The sequence below is a fragment of the Bradyrhizobium sp. MI1.10 genome (genome assembly GCF_055811035.1).
On the sequence record NZ_JBVVPN010000010.1, the window covers coordinates 36,944 to 57,761 of the forward strand.

Annotated in this window: 18 protein-coding genes and 1 tRNA gene; 9 read left to right on the top strand and 10 right to left on the bottom strand. The window is 63.9% G+C overall.

Going from position 1 to position 20,818, the window contains the following annotated elements:
* Nucleotides 1-96: 96 nt before the first annotated feature.
* On the top strand, nt 97-330 hold the full coding sequence (locus AC0L3K_RS12730; protein WP_027570136.1) for a hypothetical protein: 234 nt from the start codon (nt 97-99) through the stop codon (nt 328-330).
* 68 nt (nt 331-398) lie between these two features.
* Here AC0L3K_RS12730 and AC0L3K_RS12735 read toward each other — a convergent pair whose 3' ends face one another.
* From AC0L3K_RS12735 to AC0L3K_RS12745, 3 genes are all read right to left on the bottom strand, one after another.
* Entirely contained in the window at nt 399-1,346 is a 948-nt protein-coding gene (locus AC0L3K_RS12735; RefSeq protein WP_007599627.1) for a fatty acid desaturase, read from the bottom strand.
* A 15-nt stretch (nt 1,347-1,361) separates the two neighbouring features.
* Nucleotides 1,362-2,378, bottom strand: coding sequence for an alpha/beta fold hydrolase (locus tag AC0L3K_RS12740; protein ID WP_473366172.1), 1,017 nt, complete (start codon nt 2,376-2,378; stop codon nt 1,362-1,364).
* 154 nt (nt 2,379-2,532) lie between these two features.
* Nucleotides 2,533-3,333 carry an MBL fold metallo-hydrolase gene (locus AC0L3K_RS12745; protein ID WP_473366173.1) on the bottom strand — a complete coding sequence of 267 codons (801 nt, stop codon included), beginning with the start codon at nt 3,331-3,333 and terminating at the stop codon, nt 2,533-2,535.
* A 191-nt stretch (nt 3,334-3,524) separates the two neighbouring features.
* Between AC0L3K_RS12745 and AC0L3K_RS12750 the strand changes: the two genes are divergently transcribed.
* Complete coding sequence (locus AC0L3K_RS12750) at nt 3,525-4,727, top strand: MFS transporter (protein ID WP_473366174.1); 1,203 nt, start codon at nt 3,525-3,527, stop codon at nt 4,725-4,727.
* A gap of 318 nt (nt 4,728-5,045) precedes the next feature.
* Here the strand turns inward: AC0L3K_RS12750 and AC0L3K_RS12755 are convergent, their stop codons facing one another.
* The 3 genes from AC0L3K_RS12755 to AC0L3K_RS12765 form a co-directional block, all read right to left on the bottom strand.
* Nucleotides 5,046-5,534 (bottom strand): DUF2059 domain-containing protein, encoded by a 489-nt coding sequence (locus AC0L3K_RS12755; protein ID WP_219682953.1) that lies wholly within the window; start codon nt 5,532-5,534, stop codon nt 5,046-5,048.
* A 46-nt stretch (nt 5,535-5,580) separates the two neighbouring features.
* A complete protein-coding gene (locus AC0L3K_RS12760) occupies nt 5,581-6,798 on the bottom strand; it encodes an OpgC domain-containing protein (RefSeq protein ID WP_473366175.1) in 1,218 nt (405 codons plus the stop codon).
* Nucleotides 6,799-7,110: 312 nt separating this feature from the next.
* Nucleotides 7,111-10,164, bottom strand: coding sequence for an ATP-binding protein (locus AC0L3K_RS12765; protein WP_473366176.1), 3,054 nt, complete (start codon nt 10,162-10,164; stop codon nt 7,111-7,113).
* A 259-nt stretch (nt 10,165-10,423) separates the two neighbouring features.
* Between AC0L3K_RS12765 and AC0L3K_RS12770 the strand changes: the two genes are divergently transcribed.
* Nucleotides 10,424-10,918, top strand: coding sequence for a hypothetical protein (locus tag AC0L3K_RS12770; RefSeq protein WP_007599614.1), 495 nt, complete (start codon nt 10,424-10,426; stop codon nt 10,916-10,918).
* A 146-nt stretch (nt 10,919-11,064) separates the two neighbouring features.
* On the opposite strand, the gene AC0L3K_RS12775 is transcribed toward AC0L3K_RS12770, so the two are convergent.
* Nucleotides 11,065-11,964 (bottom strand): alpha/beta fold hydrolase, encoded by a 900-nt coding sequence (locus AC0L3K_RS12775; RefSeq protein WP_007599612.1) that lies wholly within the window; start codon nt 11,962-11,964, stop codon nt 11,065-11,067.
* 282 nt (nt 11,965-12,246) lie between these two features.
* A tRNA-Met gene (locus AC0L3K_RS12780) sits at nt 12,247-12,323 on the bottom strand.
* A 312-nt stretch (nt 12,324-12,635) separates the two neighbouring features.
* On the opposite strand from AC0L3K_RS12780, the gene AC0L3K_RS12785 reads away from it, so the two are divergent.
* On the top strand, nt 12,636-14,081 hold the full coding sequence (locus AC0L3K_RS12785) for a coniferyl aldehyde dehydrogenase (RefSeq protein WP_473366177.1): 1,446 nt from the start codon (nt 12,636-12,638) through the stop codon (nt 14,079-14,081).
* Nucleotides 14,082-14,196: 115 nt separating this feature from the next.
* Nucleotides 14,197-15,795, top strand: coding sequence for a GMC family oxidoreductase (locus AC0L3K_RS12790; protein ID WP_473366178.1), 1,599 nt, complete (start codon nt 14,197-14,199; stop codon nt 15,793-15,795).
* Between the two features lie 153 nt (nt 15,796-15,948).
* Here the strand turns inward: AC0L3K_RS12790 and AC0L3K_RS12795 are convergent, their stop codons facing one another.
* The gene (locus AC0L3K_RS12795; protein WP_354159575.1) at nt 15,949-16,710 is read right to left on the bottom strand and encodes an SDR family oxidoreductase; all 762 of its coding nucleotides are present in this window, start codon (nt 16,708-16,710) and stop codon (nt 15,949-15,951) included.
* Nucleotides 16,711-16,814: 104 nt separating this feature from the next.
* On the opposite strand from AC0L3K_RS12795, the gene AC0L3K_RS12800 reads away from it, so the two are divergent.
* The 3 genes from AC0L3K_RS12800 (at nt 16,815) to AC0L3K_RS12810 (ending at nt 19,227) form a co-directional block, all read left to right on the top strand.
* The gene (locus AC0L3K_RS12800) at nt 16,815-17,327 is read left to right on the top strand and encodes a CvpA family protein (protein ID WP_219682958.1); all 513 of its coding nucleotides are present in this window, start codon (nt 16,815-16,817) and stop codon (nt 17,325-17,327) included.
* A 131-nt stretch (nt 17,328-17,458) separates the two neighbouring features.
* Nucleotides 17,459-18,241, top strand: coding sequence for an SDR family oxidoreductase (locus AC0L3K_RS12805; protein ID WP_007599602.1), 783 nt, complete (start codon nt 17,459-17,461; stop codon nt 18,239-18,241).
* Nucleotides 18,238-19,227, top strand: a complete 990-nt coding sequence (locus AC0L3K_RS12810; protein ID WP_473366179.1) for an NADPH:quinone reductase — start codon at nt 18,238-18,240, stop codon at nt 19,225-19,227. The genes AC0L3K_RS12805 and AC0L3K_RS12810 overlap by 4 nt, the downstream gene beginning before the upstream one ends.
* A gap of 12 nt (nt 19,228-19,239) precedes the next feature.
* Here AC0L3K_RS12810 and AC0L3K_RS12815 read toward each other — a convergent pair whose 3' ends face one another.
* Complete coding sequence (locus AC0L3K_RS12815; RefSeq protein WP_354200478.1) at nt 19,240-19,719, bottom strand: DUF3775 domain-containing protein; 480 nt, start codon at nt 19,717-19,719, stop codon at nt 19,240-19,242.
* A 123-nt stretch (nt 19,720-19,842) separates the two neighbouring features.
* On the opposite strand from AC0L3K_RS12815, the gene AC0L3K_RS12820 reads away from it, so the two are divergent.
* Nucleotides 19,843-20,694: an MBL fold metallo-hydrolase gene (locus tag AC0L3K_RS12820; protein WP_473366180.1), complete on the top strand. Its 852-nt coding sequence runs from the start codon at nt 19,843-19,845 to the stop codon at nt 20,692-20,694.
* Nucleotides 20,695-20,818 lie beyond the last annotated feature (124 nt).

Genomic DNA, 20,818 nt, shown 5'->3' on the forward strand with positions numbered 1-20,818 from the left:
CGATTCTCCCCTCCCTTCATGAACGCATCCGCGTTTCAGCTCGACCGAGATGCAGGGACACAACAACGGCCCTTTGCGCCATACTGGAGAATGAAGATGTTTCGTAAGCTTGCACTTGGTCTGATCGCCGCCGGCTCGCTCGGCGTTGCCGCTCTCGCCCCCACTGCCGCGTCGGCCCACGGCTTTCACCATCACTGGGGTCCCGGCTGGGGCTTTGGCGGCGTCTACGTCAACAGCGGCGTCAACAATTGCTATCAGGAGCGCGTCGTCCAGACCCGCCACGGCCTGCGCGTCCGCGTCGTCAACGTGTGCGCGTACGGGATCTACTGATATCTCGTATTCACGACAAAGCCCCGATCGCACCGCGATCGGGGCCTTTGCGCGTCAACTTTCTTCGGCTAGCCGGCCTGTCTATGTCGCCGAAACCAGGCCCACGTCTCGCGCGTCGTCCTGATGTAGCCGCGGCCACGATGGACGATCTCGCCGTCGACGATCCCGTTCAGCTTCGGCAGCGCGTGGAACGGGATCGAGGGATAAGCGTGGTGCTCGACATGATAGGGCATGTTCCACGCGATCCATTTGACGATCGCGCCGGTGTAGGTCGTGCGAGTGTTCTGGAATGCGCTGCGGGTACGCTCGCAGCCGGTGTGCTCGGCGTAGAGATAGGGCCGCAGGAAGAACTGCCCAATGATCAGCGGGACGATCCAGACCCAGAGCAGCAGCGCCGACGAGAACCACAAGGACAGAACGAGCAGCAACGCATAGAGCGCGGCATAAGCGCGCGCCTCGGTGACGATGATGGCGCGCCTGTTCTCGGGAATCCAGGGCACGACGACCTTGCCGGTGACGGCATGGCCGAGCATCAGCCGCAGGCGTCCGGCGACCTGAAGCACGCCGCTATAGGCGAGCGCGAGCTGCGTGTCGGATTTCGGTTTCACGCCGACGACCAGTTCAGGGTCCTTGTCCGGATCCTGGGTGTAGCGGTGATGGTCCCAGTGAAACAGGCAATAATATTCGTAAGGCAATCCGATGATGAAACCCGAGAGGTATCCGACCACGAGGTTGAGACCGCGGCTCTTGAACGCCGTCTTGTGCGCGGTCTCGTGCACGGCCATGAACAGGAAGGCGACGAGATAGCCCTGCACCGCTATCAGCGGCAGCGCCCAAAAGACACCCCAGGTCGAAGAGACCCTCCAGATCAGCGCGCCGACTAGTACGACGAGGCCGTAATGGCTGAGGCTTTGCGCGGCACCTCTGAGATTGGAGCGCACCGACAATTCCCGCAGCATCGTCGGCGCCAGCGGCTTCAAGCGATGGCCGGACTCTGAAATCGTTGCGTCGCTCATGATCGGATGCCTGTCCTACTTGCTGAGGAGCTCCGCGATCTCGGCCTTGATGAAGGCCTGATCGCGCGGATTGTTGACGGGGTTGCCGGCGCGATGGCCGTGCAGCGACGGGATCGGATGCAGCACCGCAGAGCGCGCATTGACCAGCCGGCCGAGTTCGTCCTCGTTGTCGCGCACGTCGAAATAGCGGTCGGTCGCACCGGGCATCAGCAGCATGTGGGCCGTGATCGCACCGAGCGCGCGATCGAAATCGCCGTCGAATGTGGCGCAGCGACTGATATCGCCGTTCTGCCAGATCCCAATCTGCGCCAGGAGATCGTTGGCATCGCGCCGGGCAAACGCCGCGTCCCAGCTGCGGGCGAGATAGTCGTCCAGCGAGGTGAAGCCCGCTTCGCGCCAGATCTCGTCGCGATAGAAACCGTGCGACATCGCCCAACCCGCGTAGACGCGCCCCATGGCGCGATAGCCTGCGACGGGCTTCTCGGCGAAGCGGCCGTCGCGGAAGGCGGGGTCGGCGGTCAGCGCGGCCTTCACGCTTTCCAGGAAGACGTAATTATAGGCCGCGCAGCGGGCACTGCCGCAGACGACGGCCGCCCGCTCGACCATATCGGGATGCAGCGCCGCCCAGTGATAGGCCTGCATGCCGCCCATCGACCAGCCATAGACCAGGGCAAGCTTCGAGATGCCGAACCGCTCGGTGAGCAGCCGGTGCTGGACCGCGATGGCATCGTGATAGGTCAGGATCGGGAACGGCGCGGCGGTATTCGACGGCGAGGACGACAGCCCGTTACCGAACAGATTCGGGATGATGATGAAGTACCGCGTAGGGTCGAGCATCCCGTCGGGGCCAATCAGCCACTCGGTGTCGGCGTGCTGCGCGCTGAACGAGGTCGGATAGAGAATCACGTTGTCCTTGTCCGGACTGAGCGTGCCGTAGGTCTTGTAGGCGAGCTTGAGCGAAGGGACGACGACCCCGGACCGGAGCGCGACGTCGCCGGCCTCGAAGATCTCGTAGTCGCGCCCTGCCGTCATGGACCGAACTCCCGCTCACGCGGCAAGCGCGCCGCGGAAACAGCGATGCATCGATCATGCCGGTCCCGCAGACGCATCGTCGCGTCACGCTTAATAACTGTACTTATAGTCCATTTATTGTGGACCAGCAAGATAAATGCGGTCTCGCGCCGGCTCATGCGATGGCGGCCAGATAGCGCGCGACAGAGGCCGCGAATGCGGCCTTGGCGCCTGCGGCGATGTTGCGATCCCACCAGGCGCCGTAGACGCGGTCGAAGGCCAGCGGCTCGACGGCAGCCGCAATCCGTCGCACCGCGGCGGCGTTGAGCGGCATGTAGTTCGGATAGGAGTACATGAAGCTGACGAAGCGGCGATCCATCGTCACCTGCGCGATATCGCCGGTGAGCAGCGCACCCCTGCCGTCCGCACCACTCGCGTGGTGCAGCATGGTGGCGCCGGCGAAATGACCGCCGGTGCGCAGCAGCAGCACATCGTCGGAGATGCGATGGCTTTCGCCGGTCCAGTGCACGATCGAGGAATGCGGACGCGTCACCCATTGGCGATCATCGGCGTGCAAATAGACCGGCACGCCCCCGAACGCCTCGCTCCAGTCGGCGAGCGCGCCATAATAATGCGGATGCGAGATCGCAATCGCCTTCAACCCGCCGAGCGACCGCACATGCGCGATCGCCTCCGGCGTCGCCAGCGGGATGCAGTCCCACATCAGCCAGCCGTCCGCGAGCGGCACCAGCAGCGCGCGCTGACCGATGGCAAAGCTTGGCTCGAGCGCGATGCCGGTCAGGCCGAGGTCGTCGCGCCAGACCATGCGGTGACGTTCCGAGAGCGCCTCGCGCGTGAGGAAAGTCTGTCCGTTCCAGCCGACGAATTGCCGGTCGTCCTCGCAAATTTGACAGGACGTTGGCGGATTTTCGCCCGGAAATTGCGCGCCGCAGGTTTCGCAGGTCCAGAGGGGCATGCCGTACTCCCGACAAAGACGATCCAACGTCAATAGGGAATTGCTGGCCGTGATCGCAAGCCCCGCCGACCGGGCGAAACCTGGAACCAACCCGATCAGCGCCCGTTAAACTCTCGTCCGCGCCAGAACGATTGGCTGAAAGGATCATGTCCCACCCGCCGTATCCCGGCTGAGACCAATTTTTGGTATCGATGACATCGCGGTCCCCCTCCTCGTCTCGTATCTGGCCCCTGTTCGCTCTCAACTTCTTCATGGCCGACATGCAGTCGGGCATCGGCCCTTTCGTCGGCGTCTTCCTCCAGGAGCGCGGCTGGGCGAGCGGCTTGATCGGCACCGCGATGACGATCGGCAATGTCGCGGGCATGCTGATCACGACGCCGATCGGCGGCTTCATCGACGCCAGCCGCAACAAGCGCATGTGGGTCGTCATTCCCGGTATTTGCGTGGTGCTCGCGTCCGCGATCATCCTGATCTCGCAGAATTTCTGGGCAGTAACGTTCTCGCAAGTCGCACAATCGCTGGCGAGCGCCGCGATCGTGCCAGCGGTCACCGGCATCACGCTCGGCATCGCCAAGCAGAAGGGCTTCAACGCACTCAACGGCCGCAACCAGGCCTTCAACCACGCCGGCAACATGGTCGGCGCCGCGCTGTCGGGCTATCTGGGTTACAAGTTCGGCTACGTCTCGGTGTTCGTGTTGGCGGCTGTGTTCGGCGCCATCGCGATCGCCTGCGTGATGATGATCCCGGCCGAGGCGATCGACGATCGCGCCGCGCGCGGCAGCAAGGAGGACGATCCCGACAGCGCGCCGGACGCGTTCACGATGCTGCTCAAGCACCGCGCGCTGCTGGTGCTGGCATTGGCGCTCGCGCTGTTTCATCTCGGCAATGCCGCCATCGTTCCGCTCTATGGCCTGGCGGCGGTCGCGGAAGGCCAAGCCAATGGCCCGAGCTTCGTCGCGACCACCGTGGTGATCGCGCAAGGCGTCATGATCATCACGTCGCTGATCGCCATGAAAGCGGCGAGCAAGCGCAACTACTGGCCTGTCATCCTCGTCTCCTTCATGTTCCTGCCCATCCGCGGCGTGCTCGCCTTCTTCGTCACGGGCTGGTGGGGCGTCGTACCGATGCAGGTGCTCGACGGCATCGGCACGGGACTCCAGACGGTTGCCGTCCCCGGCATGGTCGCGCGCGCGCTCAACGGCACCGGCCGCATCAATCTCGGCCAGGGTGCCGTGATCACCGTGCAGGGCATCGGCGCGAGCCTCAGTCCCGCGCTTGGTGGCTGGATCGCGCAATGGATCGGCTACGGCCCGACGTTCCTGCTGCTCGGCGGTTTTGGCCTCGCGTCGATGGCGCTGTGGTTCGCGTTCGGTGCCCACGTGAAGAAGTATTGAGGCGTCCTTTTTCGCTCTCCCTGTTCTTGCGGGAGAGCGAGAAGAGGAATGCGTCAAGTCCCAAAATTCTTCTGGATCGCCTTGTCGAGCGTTCACCGCCGACGAAGCGCTGGCGCAGCTCGCGCTTGCCCGCGATCCAGATCGTCGGCGGCGCGAAGAACGACGTGACCTTGTGCGCCTGGATCAATGAGAGGATGTTGTCGGCCGCAGGCTTGCCCGTGATCACGCCGGAGGCGCCGAGATAGATTTGCGGCCCCAAGAACACGTCGAGCCGCGCGGGCGCTGGCCGCGTCAAATCAGCCAGCGAGCGCGGCAAGCTCAGAGCTTGTGCCCCTTCTGGCGCAGCGCCTCGATGAGACGCTGCTTCAATTCGTCGGCCGTCTTCTGGCCGACGTCCTGGCCGATCTGCGCGCTTGCCTGCGCCAGCGCATCCGACTTCTCCAGAAGCTTCTTCCCGGCCGGCTGGACATAGAAGGCCTCGATCTGGCGCAGCTCGTCGATGCTGAAGCTCTGGGCGTAGAGAGCGGCGACCTGGTCGATCATCGAGGTGAGGGCCGGAGTGTAGATCTCGGAGCCGGGTGCCGTCACCGCGTCATAGTCGCGTTCGATCTCCGGCCTGTCCTGCGCGACCACGGGCCTCAGCTTGAGCAGGAGCTGCGGCAACAGCGCGCGATACTGATCCGCGATCTTCAGGGTGACCACGAGCTTGCGCGCCGCGCTCATCGCCTCCGGCGAGGGTGCTTGCGCCGATGCACCCGAGATTAGAAGCAGGAGGGTGCCGGCGATCGTCAACACAAGTCTGGACATAAACTTCTCCGTTGGATCTCTCCACGAAAATGCAGGCCGGCGATCCTCAATGACCCGCGGGCGCCACGGCAGACCTGTCCGCGGGCGCGCTTTCCAGGACGGTGTCGGCCTCCTCGATCTCCGTCACCTTCACGAACAGGTTCGGCACCCGCTCGGCCCGGTCGAGCAGCCAGGCGGCTGCGATCATGATGACGATGCCGACGGCGGAGACCGCGAGCTGCTCCCAGACGCCCTTGGTGTATTGCGTCAGGATCCAGTGCGCCGAGAACGACAGGAAGACGCCGAGGCAGAAGATCGGCAGCGAATGCTGACCGCAGAGGATCACGGGGCGCAGCCAGGCCCCGTGCAGGGTCCGCCATTTGCGCGAGATGAGGTGCGTCACCCAGATTGCCAGCGCCAGGAAATGCGTGAAGCGCAGCATGTCGAGGTCGGTCTTGTCGATCGGGTAGATCGCCTTGATCATCCATTTCGGGATCAGGGCATCGAGCGAGGGGACGTGCCAGGTCATCACGATCAGCAGCGCGAACGCCAGCCAGGCCGCGGCCAACGTCATTGCCGCCTTGGACCACACCCATCTCGCGATCTTGTCGATCTGGCCGATGCCGCACCAGGCCGCGAACACGAACATCAGCTGCCAGCAGAACGGGTTGAAGTACCAGTGCGTGCCGGGCGGATAGGAGGCGACGTTCCAGTCGAACCAGCGCGCCAGCACGTAGAGCACCACGGACGCGGCGAGCGTCAGGTTCGGCCGGCGCACCAGGCACCACACGATGAAAGGCGAGGCGAACACCAGCGTGATGTAGAGCGGCAGTACGTCGAGATTGACCGGCTTGTATTTCAGCAGGATCGCCTGCCCGATCAGCTCGTCCGGATGCGACAGGAAATTGAAGACGTTGAACTCGTGCTCGTACATCGGATTGTCGAAGCGGCGCGCGGTGCGGGCGATCTGCGCCGTGAACAGCAGGAACAGCATGATGTGGGCGACATACATCTCGACCGCGCGCCGCCACAGCCGCTTCAGCGCTGCGGCAAACCAGCCGCCCGCGACGATCGGCCCGTAGATCCAGCCGACCAGATAACCGGAGATGAAGACGAAGAATTCGGCGGCGTCGCTGAAGCCGTAATTGCGCAAGGTCAGCCAGGCCACGACGTCGTGCGGGATGTGGTCGAGGAAGATCATCCACAGACCGATGCCGCGGAAGAGATCGAGCCGCAAATCCCGCTCGACCGGCGCGAGCAGCGCTGACTGGTCCCGTGTGATCATGGCCCCGCCTCGTTCGGTGGGCGTCGCGCCGTCGCGGCGCCGGAAAATCGGATGCTAAAAAATTGAAATCAAAAGTCGCCTGGCCGTGTGGCCAGGGCCGACGGTAGCCGACCTTGCTGCGCGTGCAAGGGCCTAGTCATCGGAGCGGGCCGCACCAGCGTGCGGTCCTCCGCGCTGCACCATGGGGGCCCTTCAAAATAAAAGAGCGAAAACAACCCCATGCACAGTAGCTAAGTCCTTGCGACGACTACTGAATTTATTTGACGCGTCGGGCAGATTTGGCCCGCGACGGGGGTCCGGCCGCCGCTGCCGTCAGCTGAGCTCGTCATCGGTCGCCTGCATCTCGTTGAGCATCGCCTCGGCCTTGTGCCGCAGCGGCAGCGCGCCGCTCTCGGCGGCGATCGCGATGGTCGCGCGCAGGGCGCCAAGGATGGCCGCCTTGGCCTCCGCATCCGACGGCGGCGTCACCACGGCCTCGCCGAACAGGGCCTCCGCCTCCAGCCCGGAGAACCCCTGTTGCCGCGCGGTGTTGCGCGCTTCGCGCAGCATGTTCTGCGCGGCCTGGACGTCGCCCAGACGGTGGGTCGCGAGCGCCAAATAGATCGAGCTGCGCAGCACCGCCGAGGTATAGCCGACCGCCTTCGCCTCCTCACGCGCTTCCGTCAGCATGCCGCGCGCCCGGTCGAACAGCCCCTGCTCCAGATAGGCCATGCCGAGATGGCAGGCGAGCACCGGCACGAACAGCCGGATGCCGTGCTTCTGCGCCAGGACAAAACCGTCTTCGAGGATGGCCGCGGCCGCCGCCGGCTCGCCGCGGCCGAGCATCAGCCAGCCGCCGCTATAGGCGGCGGCGACGCGGTCGTAGGGGCGACCCGTCTCCTCCGCGATCGCGGCAGCCTGTTGCTGGAGCTGCTCGGCGGCGTCGAACTCACCCATGACGGTGTGGGTGAAGCTTTTCATCATGCAGCAGAGCAGGAGCACATATTTAGGCATGGTGCTCTTGGGGGCGTCGGCATTTGGCCCCTCCAGTCGATAGCAGGCTCTTGCGACCGTCTGCTCTGCTTCCCGGTAGCGTCCGGCGAGGAAATAGGCCTGACCCAAGCCATACAGCGCAACGTTGAGCCATCCGAGATCTCCCCCGTGCTCCGCAAGGCTGACGATCTGTTCACCGGTTGCAACCGCCTCGATCGGCGTACCGTAAAAGTTCTGGGCGGCCGCTCTGACGGTCATGGCGGCGATCTTTCTTGCGGTATCATCTATAACATTAGCCCGCCGTTCCGCTTCTCTTCCAAGCTCAAACCATTCGGCCACCAGTCCAGACGCCATGAAAGCCGAGCGTGCCTCGATACGAATATCTATCGCGCGAGCTTCACGCGAAGGGCTCGTCGGCATCATATCCAACGACTTCATCGCGGTTTCGAAGTAGGTGGCAGCATCTGAAAACGCAGAACGAGCCAGGCACTTTTGCGCTGCCGCCCGGCCGTGGAGAAAGGACCTGTCCCAATCCTTTGCACGAGTCGCATGATAACAAAGCTCGTCAGAATCGCTGGATTTTCGTTCGTCAGACTCTAGCGCCGCTAGAATGCGCGAATGAATGCTTTCACGCACTTTTTCGACCATCGATTCGTAGGTCACTTGCCGGACCATGTCGTGCCGAAACTCAAGAACGCTCTCCAATTCGCTATCGATCCTGACCAGCAGTTCGACTCGATCAAGAGCCGCCACGGCGGTCTGGAAAACGTCTTCGGGGAGCGCCGCGACGCTCCGCAATATGGCTTCGCTGGATCGTCGCCCCAGAGTAGCCGCGATCTGCAAGATTTGGCGTTCCGGCCTCGACACGCGATCAAGCCGCGCAGCAATGACCCCTTGGATACTCGTGGGAATTCCAAGCTCGTCGATCGGACGGACCAAAGCGAGGTCGCCCCACTGGCCCCGAAGCGTGCCGTTGTCCTTGAGGCCACGACAAACCTCTTCGATAAAGAGTGGGACGTTGGCCGTATGAGAAATGATCCGGTCTTTCAGATCGGCATTGTCCGATGACCCGAGCATGTCGCCCAGCATGTCCCGACTGGAATCATCGTCCAATGGGCGCATCGCAACGACTTCGGCCTGGCAGCGCGCGACCCAGAATGGCATGCCGTCCGGCCTGCTTGTAAGGAGCACAAGAAGACCGGCGGCCTGTAGTGACGACAGAGCAGCCACCACAGTATCGCTGGCTCGATCGATCCAATGCAGGTCCTCGATCAGGAGTACTGTGCGTTGGTGACGCGCTACACTCCCGACAATGGCGCAGCTCGCGTCGGAAATTGCACGTCCTCGCGCGTGAGGCTCCAGTTCATCCCACTGCGGATGCGAGATCGGAAGGTCCAGCACAGCTTCGACAGCGCATTGTTCGATCACCGGCAAATCGGACCGAGAGTCGCGTGCGTTGCCAATTTCCTTTGCCGTCGTCTCAAAAATCGAAAGCAGCACGCGTTTGAGCGTGCTGAATGGTGCTCCCTGCAAATTCGGGCTGCACTCCGCATCGATCAGGCGCCAACCCGCGGCCTTCAGGTCCTGGGCAAATTCGTGCGCGAGTCGTGACTTTCCTATGCCAGCGTCCCCCAGCAGAAGAACGGTCTGTCGGCTCGCCCCAGCATTCTCCGCCGTGCGTCTCAACAAGGCGCGCTCGACAGTTCGATCGACGAATCGGGAAATACTGCGTGCCCGCCGCACTCTCCAGCTCGAAAGATCGCTCGCGCCCATGACCCGGTAGACCGGCAGGGGCTCCGCGAAGCCACGCAATGCCTTGCGGCCCAGAAAATCGAAGCGGACGTGCCCGTCCGCGAGTTGCTGGCAAGCTTCCGACACGTAGATCTGGTTGGCTTCTGCCGCCGCTTCCAGCCGCGCGGCCAGATGTTGGGCGGCGCCGCCGATCTCGTAGACTTTGGAGAATTCGCTGGCGACCATATAGGCGACGACGTGTCCGGAATGCAGGCCGATCCTGACCTGAAGCCCGGCATCCCCCAGGCCTGCAACCCGCCGGACGAGCTCGATGGCCGCATGGCACGCCAGCGGGGCATGGTTGTCATCGGCGATCGGGGCACCAAACACCGCTGCCACTCCGTCGCCAAGCTCCTTGCTGACGATGCCTCCGAACTGACGCACCGCGCCCCTCATGGCAGCCAGTGCGGGCTCCAAGCGAGAGACCGCTTCCTCCGGCTCCAATTCGGCAACAAGACCGGTGGAATCGATGACATCCGCACGAAGGATCGTCACAAACCGCCGCTCGCTATCCGGTTCGACGCGGTGACGCACGGCCGCCCCGCATTTGGCGCACCAGCTGTCGCCTGGGGTGATTGTAGACTGGCATGTGAAGCAGTGCATTCCAGCGCCTTCGAGCGGTTGCGGCCTGGCTCGTGCAAGAGGCCGCGAGCAACGAATGTAAGACTACTCGATGACGGCTGCCAAGCAATCAGCACACCGGCACACAATCGACAGACCGCACTTGACGAAGGGTCCTTGGATGGACGGGGTACGCTGCTGGGTGGTAACTTCATTCCGCGCAAGGCGGGCTATTGGGTGGGTCGGTGTTGCCGGACAGCCAAATATTGCGCCCGGCGACGCCAGATTTGGAGGAAAGACAATGGGCGCGAGAGTATATAGCGAAGAGCCATTCAAAGATTTGATGAACGACAATTATTTTCCGCTGGAAAACATGCAGCGGAGCGTGGACATCCTCAAGGCGTCCCCGGACATCCACTTGCCGACCCTGGAATACGGGCAGTATCACCTGATCCTGACGCCGGCGGACAAATGGCCCGCCGGGAGCGGGGCGTACTGGCACAAGGAAAAGGGCCGGGCTCGCGTCGACCTCAGCACCCAGCCCAACACGATCCCGTTGTCCAAAGACGAGCCGGGCGTCATCCCCTTGACGCGATGCGATCTGCTCGATGCTTGCGTCCGGAAGTGCTTCAACTCCGAGCCGCCGATCCCGATGAAGACGAAGATCGTCACGCACAAGGCGAGCGACGCCTATGCGCACCGGCATGAGATTCGGCTGGAGTGGGAGTATCGCGATGGCGACGACAAGGCGCCGACGCTGCTCTATCTGACGATGGTGTGTCCGCACAGACCCTGATCTTCGGATAGCACGCAAAACGCATTACGCCCGCGCGACTGGCGCGGGCGTAATGTTTGCTTCTGATCGCCGCCCGCCCCAAGAACGGCCCTCGCGCTCGCCAAGACCGCGCTGTCGAAGGAAGCAGCACGGCCAAGCCGCTGATCCTATCCACCGCCGCCGAAAAACCGGTTCAGCTCGTACGCAGTCTGCTGCGGAAGCTCCTCCGGGAAGAAGTGCCCGCCATCAAGCGGCTTTCCGTCGACGTCATCTGCCCACGCCCGCCAGAGCCCCAAGGGGCCGCCCTCGCTCGCATACCACGCGTTCAGGGGGCCGCGACCGCTCCAGAGCACGCGCACAGGGCAGTCAATTCGGCGGCCGGAACGACGGTCCGCCAGATCGTGCGCGTGATCGAGTGTCGCGGCCGCACGATATTCCTCGCAGATCGCATGAACATGCGCCTCATCGCTCAACGCTTCGATATAGGCTGCCCTGACCGCCGGACTGAAACTGCCGGCTGAAGACCCCCAGCCATGCAGCGCATTGTCGACGACGGCGTCGGGGGCTGCCGACAATAGCCGCTCGGGAAGAGGTTCAGGTTGCGCAAGCAATGACCACGGCCAATAGCCGACCGTCAGGTCCTTGTCGGCGCGCTCCCAGGCGTCGGCGATCGGAACGACGTCCAGGACGGCAAGCCGCTGCACACGTTCACGGTGATCAAGCGCGAGCCGATAGGCGACACGGCCGCCGCGATCATGGCCCGCGACCGAGAAACGGTCGAAACCGAGCTTCGTCATGACGGACACCATGTCATTTGCCATCGCTCGTTTTGCATATGGCGCATGGTCCGGACTGGAAGGAGGACAATCGCTGCGGCCATATCCGCGAAGATCGGCGCAGACCACGGTGAAGTTCTGCGCGAGCAACGGCGCAACGTCGCGCCACATCAGATGCGTCTGCGGAAATCCGTGCAACAGGAGAACGGCCGGCCCCGAACCGGCTCGACGAATGAAGATCCGGGCCTCGTCCGCCTGAACATCGGCGGCGTCGAAATCCTCGAACTGCATTGGCCCTCTCCTTCCGAACGACGGCAAGCCAACAAGCGAGCACCGGACCGGTGACTCGTGTTGACGCCGGGCGCCATCCCGGGTTCCTTCCCGGACGGCATGCTCTGGACGGATCGCTCTTACGCTTGACACCTCCACCGACGGCGACGGGACGCGCTTCGGCACGGTCCGAACGAACCCAAGCTCAGCTAAGCAGGACATGCACGATCGAGGACGCCCCAAAACAAAAATGGCCCGCGTGATGCGGGCCATTTTCGGATCGGGACCGGTAAGGTCCGAACTTGGTTGCGGGGATAGGATTTGAACCTATGACCTTCAGGTTATGAGCCTGACGAGCTACCGGGCTGCTCCACCCCGCGTTAACCGTTGCTTTGCCTTCGTGAAAGTGCCGGGGACGGTGAATGAAGGGCCGGCGCTGTTCGCGTGGCTTGCTTCGTCCGTCCCAAAGGCTTCCTTGGAAGGCAACCCCGGGCAAAGCCCGTTGGGTGCGGGCGGTATGTACCAACCCGGGGTGGCTTTGGAAAGGGCTGCGGGGACGTTTTTTTCGACTTTATGACAGCGCGGTGGACGAATTTGCGGCCTGTTTGGCCCGCCCTTGCCAGAAGTTCCACAAGGGGCCAGCTTGCGGCAACAAAACCAGGCGGAAACGCCACTTCGAGGGGGAGAACGCCATGGACCACGCCTTGGACCAGCCCCCGGTGACCGCCCCGCTTGGGGCCCTCGAAGACGCCTTCCATGCCATGGTCGCGCGGTCGCGGGCCGAGCCGGCGGCTGGCCTTGCCGAGCGGCTCGACCGGCTGGCACGGCTGCGCACTGTCGTCGCCGACAACGAGGAGCGCTTCCGGCAGGCGATCTCGGCGGATTTCGGCCACCGCTGCGCGGTCGAGACCAATATCGCCGAGACTATGATGGTGTTCTCCGAGATCCGTCATGCCAGCAAGCACCTCAAGAGCTGGATGGCGCCGCAGCGCGTTTCAACGGCGCTGCAATTCCTGCCCGCGCGCAACCGGCTGATGCCGCAGCCGCTCGGCGTCGTCGGCATCATCGCGCCGTGGAATTATCCGCTGCAGCTGACGCTCGCGCCCGCCATCGGCGCGCTTGCCGCCGGCAACCGCGTCATCATCAAGCCGAGCGAACACGTCGCCCATTTCGCAAGCCTGCTGAAGGAGACGGTCGCCGCGCGGTTCGACGCTGCGGAAGTGCTCGTCACCGGGGTCGAGGACGAGATCGCAAAAGCCTTTGCATCGCTGCCGTTCGATCATCTGGTGTTCACCGGCTCGACCCGGGTGGGACGACTGGTCGCTGAAGCCGCGGGGCGCAATCTGACGCCGGTCACGCTTGAGCTCGGCGGCAAGTCGCCTGTTATCATCGACGTCTCGGCCGACCTCGAAGAGGCCGCCGAACGCATCGCCTACGGCAAGCAGCTCAATGCCGGGCAGACCTGCATCGCGCCCGATTATGTGCTGGTGCCCGAGCGCGCGCAGCAGGCCTTCGCCGAAAAAGTCCGCGCGCAGATGCGGCGCATGTTCGGCACCGATCCCGCCAACAAGGACTACACTTCCATGATCTCCGACCGGCATTATGCGCGGCTGGAAAATCTCGTCGCGGATGCGACACGTCGCGGCGCAAAGATCCTGCAGCCGGCGAAGGCGGACGATCCCAACTGGAAGGCACACCGCAAATTCCCGCCGACGCTGATCGTGGGCGCAACCGCAGACATGGCGGTCATGCAGGAGGAGATTTTCGGCCCGGTGCTCCCCGTGCTCGGCTATCGCGAACCGGCCGATGCCATCGCCTTCGTCAACGCCCGCGACCGGCCGCTGGCGCTGTACTGGTTCGGCAAGGATCGCATTGCGCGCGACGAGGTGCTGGCGCGCACCGTCTCCGGCGGCGTCACCATCAACGACTGCCTGTTCCACTTCGCGCAAATCAACCAGCCGATGGGCGGCGTCGGCGCGTCCGGCACCGGCGCCTATCACGGTGAATGGGGCTTTCGCACGTTCAGCAAGCTGAAGCCGGTGTTCTATCGCTCGAAATTCAACCGGCTCGCCGACCTCTATCCGCCCTACGGCGGCAAGATCGCGCGGCTGGAGAAGATGATGCGGTTCATGTCGTAATTGCTCGTCATTGCGAGCGCAGCGAAGCAATCCAGACTGTCTCCGCGGTGGGATTCTGGATTGCTTCGCTTTGCTCGCAATGACGAGAAAAAAAATGCAAGAGGGGGAAACATCAGTGACCAACACATTCGATTTCGTCGTCGTGGGCGCGGGCTCTGGCGGATGCGCGGTTGCGGGGCGGCTGTCGGAGGATGCGGGGACATCCGTGGCGCTGCTCGATGCGGGCGGACGGAACGACAATTGGCGGATCACCACGCCGTTCGGACTCGCTTTGCCATACAAGGTCGCGAACTGGGGCTTCGACACCGTGCCGCAGAACGGATTGAACGGTCGTATCGGCTATCAACCGCGCGGCAAGGGGCTCGGCGGCTCCTCGGCGATCAATGCCATGGTCTATATCCGCGGCAACAAATGGGACTACGACCACTGGGCCTCGCTCGGCAATGCCGGCTGGTCGTACGCGGACGTGCTGCCCTATTTCAAGCGCTCGGAGAACAACGCCGATTTCGACGGCGAATATCACGGCAAGGGCGGCCCGCTGCATGTCAACAGACTGCGCGCCGACAATCCGATCCACGACGTCTTCCATCAGGCCGCCCGCGAGGCGCAGTTCCGCATCCGCGAGGACTTCAACGGAGAGGACCACGAAGGGCTCGGCAGCTACCAGGTGACCCAGCACAATGGCGAGCGCTGGAGCGCGGCGCGCGCCTATGTGAATCCGCACTTGGACAAGCGCGCGAATTTGCGTCTCGAGACGCAGGCGCATGCCACGCGCATCCTGTTCGAAGGTGGGCGCGCGGTCGGCATCGAATATGTCCAGGGCAAGCAGACAAAGCAGCTGCGTGCCCGCCGCGAGGTGATCCTTGCCGCCGGCGCCTTCCAGTCGCCGCAATTGATGATGCTGTCAGGCATAGGCGACGGCGAGGCGCTTGCCGCGCACGGGATCGCCGTCGTGCGTCATTTGCCGGGCGTCGGACGCAATCTGCAGGATCATCCGGATTTCGTGTTCGTCTACGCCTCCGACTATCCGCACTTCGTCCACTCATCGCTCGGTCGGCTGCCATCCCTGCTCCGCGCCATTCAGCGCTATCGCCGGGACCGGCGCGGCCTGATGACCACCAATTTCGCCGAGTGTGGCGGCTTCCTGAAGACCCGAGCCGACCTCGATGTGCCCGACATCCAGCTGCACTTCATCATCGCGATGCTCGACGATCACGGCCGCAAGAAGCACAAGGAGGCGGGCTTCTCGTGCCACGTCTGCCTGTTGCGGCCGAAGAGCCGTGGCAGCGTCTGGCTGAAAAGCGCCGATCCGCTGGCGGCGCCGATGATCGATCCGAATTTCTTGGGCGAGGCGGAGGATCTCGAGACGATGGTCGCCGGCTTCAAGACCACGCGGCGGCTGATGGAGACGCCCGCGATGCGCGCGTTGCAGAAGAAGGACATGTTCACGTCCGATGTGAGAACGGACGACGACATCCGCGCCATCCTGCGCGCGCGTGTCGACACCGTCTATCATCCCGTCGGCACCTGCAAGATGGGCACCGACGCGATGGCCGTGGTCGATCCGGCGCTGAAGGTGCACGGCGTCGAGGGTCTGCGCGTCGTCGACGCTTCGATCATGCCGACACTGATCGGCGGCAACACCAATGCGCCGACGATCATGATCGGAGAGAAGGCGGCCGATATGATCAGGGGCGAGATGCGGGTAAACTAGCATTGCGCGGGCTACGGCAGCCACTTGCTCCGACCTCGTCCTGAGGAGCGCGCTCTTGCGCGCGTCTCGAAGGACGCACCTCGCACTCATCTTCATCCTTCGAGACGCCGCTTCGCGGCTCCTCAGGATGAGGGCGGAGCGTGCGGCAGCTCCTCAATTCAACAAGAACCCGCCGTCCACCGTCACCACGCTGCCCGTCATGTACCGCGAGGCCTTCGAGGCCAGCAGCAGGATCGCGCCGTCGAGATCGGACTCGGCGCCGATGCGGCGCTGCGGGATGCGCTTGGTCAGGCGCTCGCCCGACGGCGTCGACCAGAATGCGTGGTTCATCTCGGTGTCGATGTAGCCGGGTGCCAGCGCGTTGATGCGGATGTTCTGCCCCGCGAGCTCCAGCGCCATCGCCTTGGTCGCCTGGATGATGCCGGCCTTGGAGATCGCGTAAGGCGACACCGCCTTCAGCACGCCGGTGCCGAGCACGGAGGCGATGTTGACGATGTTGCCTGCCTGCTTGCGCGCGATCATGCGGCGCGCGATCTCGGTCGCTAAGAAATAGGCGCCCTTGAGATTGGCGCCGATCACCGCGTCCCAATCGGCCTCGGTCTGCTCGGTCGCGAGCTTTTCGATCGCGATGCCGGCGTTGTTGATCAGCACCGTGACCGGGCCGAGCGCGGCTTCCGCGGCATCGACGGCTCGGGCGATCGATGCCGTGTCGGTGACGTCGAGCGCGACGGCTGCGGCACGGCCGCCCTTGCCGCGGATCTCCTCTTCCAGGCTCTTCAGCTTGTCGGTCTGCCGCGCCGCGAGCGCGACGGCCGCGCCATGCGCCGCCAGCACCCGGGCAAATTGCCGCCCCAAGCCCTGGCTCGCACCTGTGACGAGGATGGTTTCCTGACTGACGTCGAATAGGTCCGACATGACGCTTTCCTTGAGCTTTGCAGCCATCAATACAGACGACTTTAACGATCTGAAACCGGAATGATCGGTTCTGCGTTCACTCGTTCCATGGCAGGGTCACGCGCATGAACAGTTTCGATCTCGCCGTCTATGCGGCGTTCGTCATCGCGATCGGCTTCGGTTTCAGGACCGGCCTGCTCGGCAGCGCCATGACGATCCTGGCCTATCTCCTCGCCGCCCCCATCGCCGTCGCGTTGATGCCGCTGATCGTCCCTCAGGTCGCGGGCAATCCGAATGCGCCGCTGTTGCAGAACTGGCTCTGGTTCTTCAGCATCTTCGTGGTAGTCGGCATGCTGTTTGGACATCTCGGCCGGCTGGCGCTGAGCGACACGATACGGCAGGCCGGCATCGGCGACCGGCTTGGCGGCGCAGCGCTCGGCGCCATCAGGGTCGGCCTCGTCGCCACCACCCTGGTGCTGGTGTTCGACCAGATTGTGCCGGCTAACCGCGAGCCGCCGTTTCTCGCCGGTTCGCACCTGCGGCCGCTGTTCTCGACGGTCGGCCGGATGGGCTTCAAGTCGCTGCCGCCGGAGGCGGCCTCCGCGATCGACCGTCTCAAGCAGGAGCGGCACATCTGATGATGCCCGCACATTTGCATCGCCGCGCAAGTGCGCATGCATTTTGATGCGAGCCAATCCCTTATCAGCGGCGCCAAGGTTGGCTAGAATAGCGGCTCTAAAAACCTAGCTGACATTACGGGAGTGAAACAGTGGATCTTGGGATCAAAGGTCGCCGCGCCATCGTCTGCGCATCCAGCAAAGGCCTCGGACGCGCCTGCGCCATCTCGCTGGCCGAGGCCGGCGTTCACGTCACGCTGACCGCGCGCGGCGCCGAGGCCCTGAAGAAGACGGCCGACGACATCCGCAAGGCCTATCCTGATGTGACCGTCACCGAGATCGTCGGCGACATCACGACGCCGGCGGGCCGCGAGGCGGTGCTGAAGGCCTGCCCCGAGCCGGATATCCTGATCAACAATGCCGGCGGACCGCCGCCCGGCGATTTCCGCAACTGGACCCGCGACGACTGGATCAAGGCGATCGACGCCAACATGCTGACCCCGATCGAGCTGATCAAATCGACCGTGGACGGCATGATGACGCGCAAATTCGGCCGCATCGTCAACATCACCTCGGCCGCGGTGAAGGCGCCGATCGACATTCTCGGTCTCTCCAACGGAGCGCGCGCCGGCCTCACCGGCTTCATTGCCGGCCTGTCGCGCAAGACCGTGATCAACAACGTCACCATCAACGGCCTGCTGCCGGGCCCGTTCGAGACCGACCGCCTGCGCAGCACCGCGAAAGGCGAATCCGAGAAGCGCGGCATCACGCCGGACCAGGTTCTGGCCGAGCGCGCCAAGCTCAATCCCGCGGGCCGCTTCGGCGACCCCGACGAGTTCGGCTACGCCTGCGCCTTCCTGTGCGGCGCCAAGGCGGGCTTCATCACCGGGCAGAACCTTCTGCTCGATGGCGGTGCATTCCCAGGAACGCTGTGAGAGCAGTCTGGTACGAGGAGACAGGACCGGCGGCGGACGTCCTCACCTATGGTGAGATGGCGACGCCGGTCGCAGGTCCAGGCGAAGTTCGTGTTCGCCTGGAAGCCTCCGGCGTCAATCCGGCCGATGTCGGCCGGCGCGGGGGCAGCTATCGCGCGAAGGAATTTTCGCGTGTCATTCCGAACAGCGATGGCGCGGGCTTTATCGACCAGATCGGCGATGGCGCGACGGGGTTCAAGATCGGCGACAGGGTCTGGCTGTTCAACGGCCAGCGCAACGGCCGCGCCTTTGGCACCGCGGCCGAACATATCGCGCTTGCCGAGCACCTGGTGACGCCGCTGCCGGACAATCTCTCTTTTGCGGAAGGCGCGACGCTGGGCATTCCCGCAATGACGGCGTGGTGCTCCCTGTTTGCGGACGGGCCGATCGTCGGCAAGACCGTGCTGGTCACCGGCGGCGCGGGTGCCGTCGGGCATTACGCCGTGCAACTCGCGAAATGGGGCGGCGCGCAGGTGATCGCGACCGTCAGCTCGGCGATGAAAGGCGAGCAGGCGCGACAAGCCGGTGCCGATCTCGTGGTCAATTACAGGGACGAAGATGTCGTTGCCAAGGCGATGGCCTTCACCGGCGGACGCGGGGTCGACCACTTGGTCGATGTCGATTTCGGCGGCAACATTGCGACGACGCTGAAGTTGATGGCCATGAATTCGACCATCGCGGTCTACGCCACGAATGGCAACCGCACGCCGACCGTGCCGATACGCGAGTTGATGGAAAAGTGCATCACGCTCCGCTCGCTCGTCTTGTTCGCGCTGCCGCCGGCGCTGCTTGCGGCGGCGCAGGCCGACATCTCGAAATGGCTGGCGGCGGGGCCGCGAATCCACAATGTCGCGGCGCAGTTTGCGCTGTCGGAGACGGCGCAGGCCCATATCGCCGTCGAGAAAGGCGACAAGCTCGGCACCGTGGTCGTTGACTGCGCGCGCTGATATCGGCCGGAATCACCGCTGTTGCTTGGTGGGCTCGTCTTCGTCCCGCTGGCTCGGACTGGATGAATCGGCGACTGGGTTTCCGTCGGTCCAGTCGACGCCGAATTCGTCGAGCCCGTCGGCGAGCAGATCGCCCAGCATCGGCTCACCGAGCAGATAATGCGCCGTCTCGCGCCGGGGACTGCGATACTCGGCGCGCGCCTCCACCGCGCGTGCGCGCAAATCGTCCCAATCGTCGATCGTGCCGTCGCCGCGGCCGAGCCAGGTCAGTGTGACGAGATCGATCTGCTCGTCCTCGTTCATGGCCACGATGAAACTTCCGAGCTCGTTGACGACCGGATCGGAGCCGTCATCCTCGAGGACGTCGACCGCATCGTCATCAGTCGCATTCGAGCCGGAATCCGGATCGGAATCCGCCTGCTTGACGTCGAATTCACGCGCCTTTTCGATGATGAAGGCGACCTTCTCCGCGGAAATCGCAAGCTCTGGCATGGCTGGCCCTTTGTCTTTCCCTGGGTTCCCGCGATAACGCCGCACCGCGTCAGATGATCCATTGCGCCTGACAGCGAAACTGCGCATGTTCCCCGCCAAAGCAAGAACATGAGGATGCGCCGGATGCAGTGGAAGGTCGGCAGGGTCAAAATCACTGAGGTCGTGGAATTAGAGACGGTCGGCTCGACCCGCTTCATTCTGCCCTTGGCGAGCAATGCAGAAATCCAGAAGCTGCCCTGGCTGATCCCGCATTTCGCCACCGAAGAGGGCCGGCTGAAAATGTCGATCCATTCGCTGCTGGTGGAGACGCCGACGCGCCGCATCGTGGTCGATACCGGGCTTGGCAATGACAAGCAGGGCCGCAACGTCCCAACCTGGAACAATCGCACCACGCCGTTCCTGGAGACGATGATTGCGGCGGGCTTTCCGCCGGAGAGTATCGATACCGTGCTGTGCACGCATCTTCATGTCGATCATGTCGGCTGGAACACGAGACTGGTCGACGGCAAATGGGTGCCGACCTTCCCCAACGCGCGCTATGTCTTCGGCAAGACCGAGTATGAGCATTGGCGCGACCATTCCACCGAGCCGGACAAGTGGGCCGTGTTTGCCGATTCCGTGAAGCCGATCGTCGATGCCGGCCGGGCCGAGTTGGTCGCGAGCGACCACCGGCTCAGCGAGGAGATCAGCATGATCCCGACCCCCGGCCACAGCCCCGGGCATATGAGCATTCTGATCCAGTCGGGAGGCGAGCAGGGACTGCTGACGGGCGACGTCGCCCATCATCCCTGTCAGATGGCGCATCTCGGCTGGTCCTCGACCGCGGATTCCGACCAAAGCCAATCGGCGACGACGCGGCGCGAATTGTTCGGCCGGTTTGCCGACACCCCGACGCTGGTGATCGGCGGGCATTTTTCGGCCGGGCACATCAGGCGGGACGGGGACGCTTTCGGGTTCGAGGCGCTGCAATCGTAGGGTGGGCAAAGCGAAGCGTGCCCACCATGCCGGGCGATCAAGGAAATTGGTGGGCACGGCGCTTCGCGCCTTTGCCCACCCTACGAGCACCCGAATCAAGAGGGCTGCAATGCGCCCCTCTATG

What these genes read in the sequence shown, in the direction of transcription:
- AC0L3K_RS12760 (WP_473366175.1), bottom strand. Translation starts at nt 6,798, where the DNA reads ATGATCACACGGGACCAGTCAGCGCTGCTCGCGCCGGTCGAGCGGGAT.
- AC0L3K_RS12800 (WP_219682958.1), top strand. Translation starts at nt 16,815, where the DNA reads ATGAACAGTTTCGATCTCGCCGTCTATGCGGCGTTCGTCATCGCGATC.
- AC0L3K_RS12735 (WP_007599627.1), bottom strand. Translation starts at nt 1,346, where the DNA reads ATGAGCGACGCAACGATTTCAGAGTCCGGCCATCGCTTGAAGCCGCTG.
- AC0L3K_RS12750 (WP_473366174.1), top strand. Translation starts at nt 3,525, where the DNA reads ATGACATCGCGGTCCCCCTCCTCGTCTCGTATCTGGCCCCTGTTCGCT.
- AC0L3K_RS12740 (WP_473366172.1), bottom strand. Translation starts at nt 2,378, where the DNA reads ATGACGGCAGGGCGCGACTACGAGATCTTCGAGGCCGGCGACGTCGCG.
- AC0L3K_RS12730 (WP_027570136.1), top strand. Translation starts at nt 97, where the DNA reads ATGTTTCGTAAGCTTGCACTTGGTCTGATCGCCGCCGGCTCGCTCGGC.
- AC0L3K_RS12795 (WP_354159575.1), bottom strand. Translation starts at nt 16,710, where the DNA reads ATGTCGGACCTATTCGACGTCAGTCAGGAAACCATCCTCGTCACAGGT.
- AC0L3K_RS12785 (WP_473366177.1), top strand. Translation starts at nt 12,636, where the DNA reads ATGGACCACGCCTTGGACCAGCCCCCGGTGACCGCCCCGCTTGGGGCC.
- AC0L3K_RS12775 (WP_007599612.1), bottom strand. Translation starts at nt 11,964, where the DNA reads ATGCAGTTCGAGGATTTCGACGCCGCCGATGTTCAGGCGGACGAGGCC.
- AC0L3K_RS12820 (WP_473366180.1), top strand. Translation starts at nt 19,843, where the DNA reads ATGCAGTGGAAGGTCGGCAGGGTCAAAATCACTGAGGTCGTGGAATTA.
- AC0L3K_RS12745 (WP_473366173.1), bottom strand. Translation starts at nt 3,333, where the DNA reads ATGCCCCTCTGGACCTGCGAAACCTGCGGCGCGCAATTTCCGGGCGAA.
- AC0L3K_RS12765 (WP_473366176.1), bottom strand. Translation starts at nt 10,164, where the DNA reads ATGCACTGCTTCACATGCCAGTCTACAATCACCCCAGGCGACAGCTGG.
- AC0L3K_RS12770 (WP_007599614.1), top strand. Translation starts at nt 10,424, where the DNA reads ATGGGCGCGAGAGTATATAGCGAAGAGCCATTCAAAGATTTGATGAAC.
- AC0L3K_RS12815 (WP_354200478.1), bottom strand. Translation starts at nt 19,719, where the DNA reads ATGCCAGAGCTTGCGATTTCCGCGGAGAAGGTCGCCTTCATCATCGAA.
- AC0L3K_RS12755 (WP_219682953.1), bottom strand. Translation starts at nt 5,534, where the DNA reads ATGTCCAGACTTGTGTTGACGATCGCCGGCACCCTCCTGCTTCTAATC.